General features: G+C 34.3%; 3 protein-coding genes. 2 read left to right on the top strand and 1 reads right to left on the bottom strand.

Annotated features, from left to right (window positions below; all coding sequences use genetic code 11):
* A partial coding sequence (locus IJE13_RS02180; RefSeq protein WP_292776524.1) for a TATA-box-binding protein occupies positions 1-502 on the bottom strand: 502 nt, incomplete at its 3' end.
* A 354-nt stretch (positions 503-856) separates the two neighbouring features.
* Here IJE13_RS02180 and cyaB point away from each other — a divergent pair.
* On the top strand, positions 857-1,411 hold the full coding sequence (gene cyaB / locus IJE13_RS02175; protein ID WP_292776522.1) for a class IV adenylate cyclase: 555 nt from the start codon (positions 857-859) through the stop codon (positions 1,409-1,411).
* A gap of 190 nt (positions 1,412-1,601) precedes the next feature.
* A partial coding sequence (locus IJE13_RS02170; RefSeq protein WP_292776519.1) for a homocitrate synthase family protein occupies positions 1,602-2,757 on the top strand: 1,156 nt, incomplete at its 3' end.

The following is a 2,757-nucleotide window of genomic DNA, read 5'->3' as shown; positions in this document are numbered from 1 at the left end:
CACCTAACCTAGCGTCTTTTTTGGTTTTAGCTCCAGTACAAACAACTTTTCCGGAACCGAATAATAATAATACAACTTTAGGATCAGATAAACGGTATACTAAACCAGGGAATTGTTCCGGTTCGTATTCGGTGTTTTCCAATTCCAAAGCGACTGCTTCCAAATTCAATGTAGATTGTAAATTTGCGGAAGCAACAATGTTTTGAATTTTAATATCAAACTCATGAGGAATTTCAGTATCAATAGTTCTCATAAGATCGACAGTTTTCTTAATAGCTAACTTTGAATCGTCGATAGATTTAGCACCAGTACATACAAGCTTACCGGAACTGAAAATTAAAGCAGCAGTCTTAGGTTCTTGAAGCTTAAATACTAAACCTGGGAACTGTTCTCTGTTAAAATCGACACCTTCTAACGCCTCAGCCACATCGGTAAGTACAATATCCTTGCCAATGCTTGCAGAAGCTACAATGTTCTCTATTTTTATATCAACATCGGTCAATTTATTACCTCCAAATTATTTAAAAAAAAAGTAAGTAAAATTTTTATAAAATTAACATAATTTTTATTTTTGACAAATAAAATAAAATTGACAATAAAAAAACAGTTAAAATTAATAATTTTTTTATATAAAATTTTTACTAATAAAATATATCATTTATATAGTATATAAAGTTATGCTTAAAAAGCATATAAAGAGTAATACTTTTTAGGTACAAAGTATTAATAAAAACTGAATAGGATTATTTATAAATGCATTTGAAACATATATAAAAATTGAATAAGAAAATTAAAAAATGTTTAGAGGAATATTTTATAGAAAATTTAAAAAATATTAAAACAGTGAGATAATCATATGATTGAAGTAGAAGTAAAGGCCAAGATAAGCAGTTTTGATGAAATGAGAAAAGAACTGGATAATCTGGGTGCAATCAAAGTCAAAACAGAACGTCAGGAAGACAGATATTTCAACAGCCCTGTAAGGGATTTTGCGCAAACCGATGAGGCATTGAGAATAAGGGAGACAAGATCCGATGAAAATCACAATCTATTCATTACCTACAAAGGCCCGAAAATAGATGCAAAAAGCAAGACAAGGGAAGAGGTTGAAATGGAGATTGAAGATGCCGACAAATGCAGCAAGATATTTGAAAACTTAGGGTTCAATGAAGTCAGGACAGTCATCAAAGACCGAGAGTATTACAAGTATGAAAACTATGAAATAAGCCTGGACAATGTTCATGGACTGGAACCTTATATGGAAATAGAAATCAGCTTGGAAGACAATGCAGACTATACAGAAGCGCAAACCAGCATATTTGAATTATTTGAAAAATTAGGAATCACAGACGGCTTTGAAAGAACTTCCTATCTGGAATTGCTGGAAGAGTTGGATGAGAAAAATAATTGAAATTGAAAATTAATATTCCATATGATTTAGAAAGAAATATAAAAGTTTATAAAACAAAAATACATAACTTAAAATACATAACTTATCATATTAAATTTAAACTAAAGAAAATTTATTTGAAATATGGTAAAAACCATAAGAATAAATTAAAAACTATACTTTAAAGACAAGAAAAAGAGTTGAGAAAAAGATGCAATATTATACAAGTCCTTTCAACAAGGAAGAGGAATACAAATTCCCTAAAAATATTACTATTTATGATACAACTTTAAGAGATGGGGAACAGACCCCTGGAGTATGTTTCTCACTGGATGACAAATTGGAAATAGCCAGAAAGCTTGATCAATTAAGAATCCACCAAATCGAAGCGGGATTCCCAATCGTCTCAGAGAGGGAATCAGCTGCAGTCAAGGCAATAGCCAACGAAGGATTGGATGCACAGATCATCTGTTTGGCAAGAACCAAAAAGGGAGACATTGACAGGGCTCTTGACTGTGATGTTGATGGAATCATCACATTCATGGGAACCTCCGACATTCACTTGGAACATAAGATGCATATCAAAAGGCAGGAAGCATTGAACATCTGCATGAAATCAATCGAATATGCTAAGGACCATGGATTGTTTGTAGCATTTTCAGCAGAGGATGCAACAAGAACCGACCTGGATTTCCTAAAGAGAGTCTACTCAAAAGCGGAAAGCTATGGTGCAGACAGAGTGCATATTGCTGACACTGTTGGTGCAATCACCCCACAAGGAATCACATTCTTAATTAAGGAACTTAGAAAAGTCACTGACGTTGAAATAGCTATGCACTGTCACAATGACTTCGGATTGGCTGTTATAAATTCCATTTATGGATTGCTCGCAGGAGGAAGTGCAGTTTCAACCACTGTAAATGGCATTGGGGAAAGAGCAGGAAATGCCTCCCTTGAAGAGCTCATAATGTCCTTAAAATTTTTATATGGTAAGGACTTAGGATTTAAAATTAAACACATTCAAGAGCTATCCGAATTGGTTTCCAAGAAAACCGGATTGGACATTCCATACAACAAACCTATTGTAGGTAAAAACGTATTCAGACACGAATCCGGAATCCATGTGGATGCTGTAATTGAAGAGCCTCTCACTTATGAACCTTTCTTGCCTGAACTCGTAGGCCAAAAAAGGCAATTGGTATTGGGAAAACACTCCGGCTGCAGAGCTGTGAAGGCAAAGCTTGACGAATGCGGATTCAAGGTAACCAATGACCAACTCTGCCAAATCGTGAAGAAGGTAAAGGAAAGCAGAGAGGAAGGAAAATACATTGATGACAATGTATTCAAAGACATTGTAAGAAGCATTG

It is taken from the genome of Methanobrevibacter sp. (assembly GCF_017410345.1).
Taxonomy (GTDB): Archaea; Methanobacteriota; Methanobacteria; order Methanobacteriales; family Methanobacteriaceae; genus Methanobrevibacter.
Note: the sequence above shows the minus strand (reverse complement) of the source record. Positions and strands in the feature narration are given on the sequence as shown.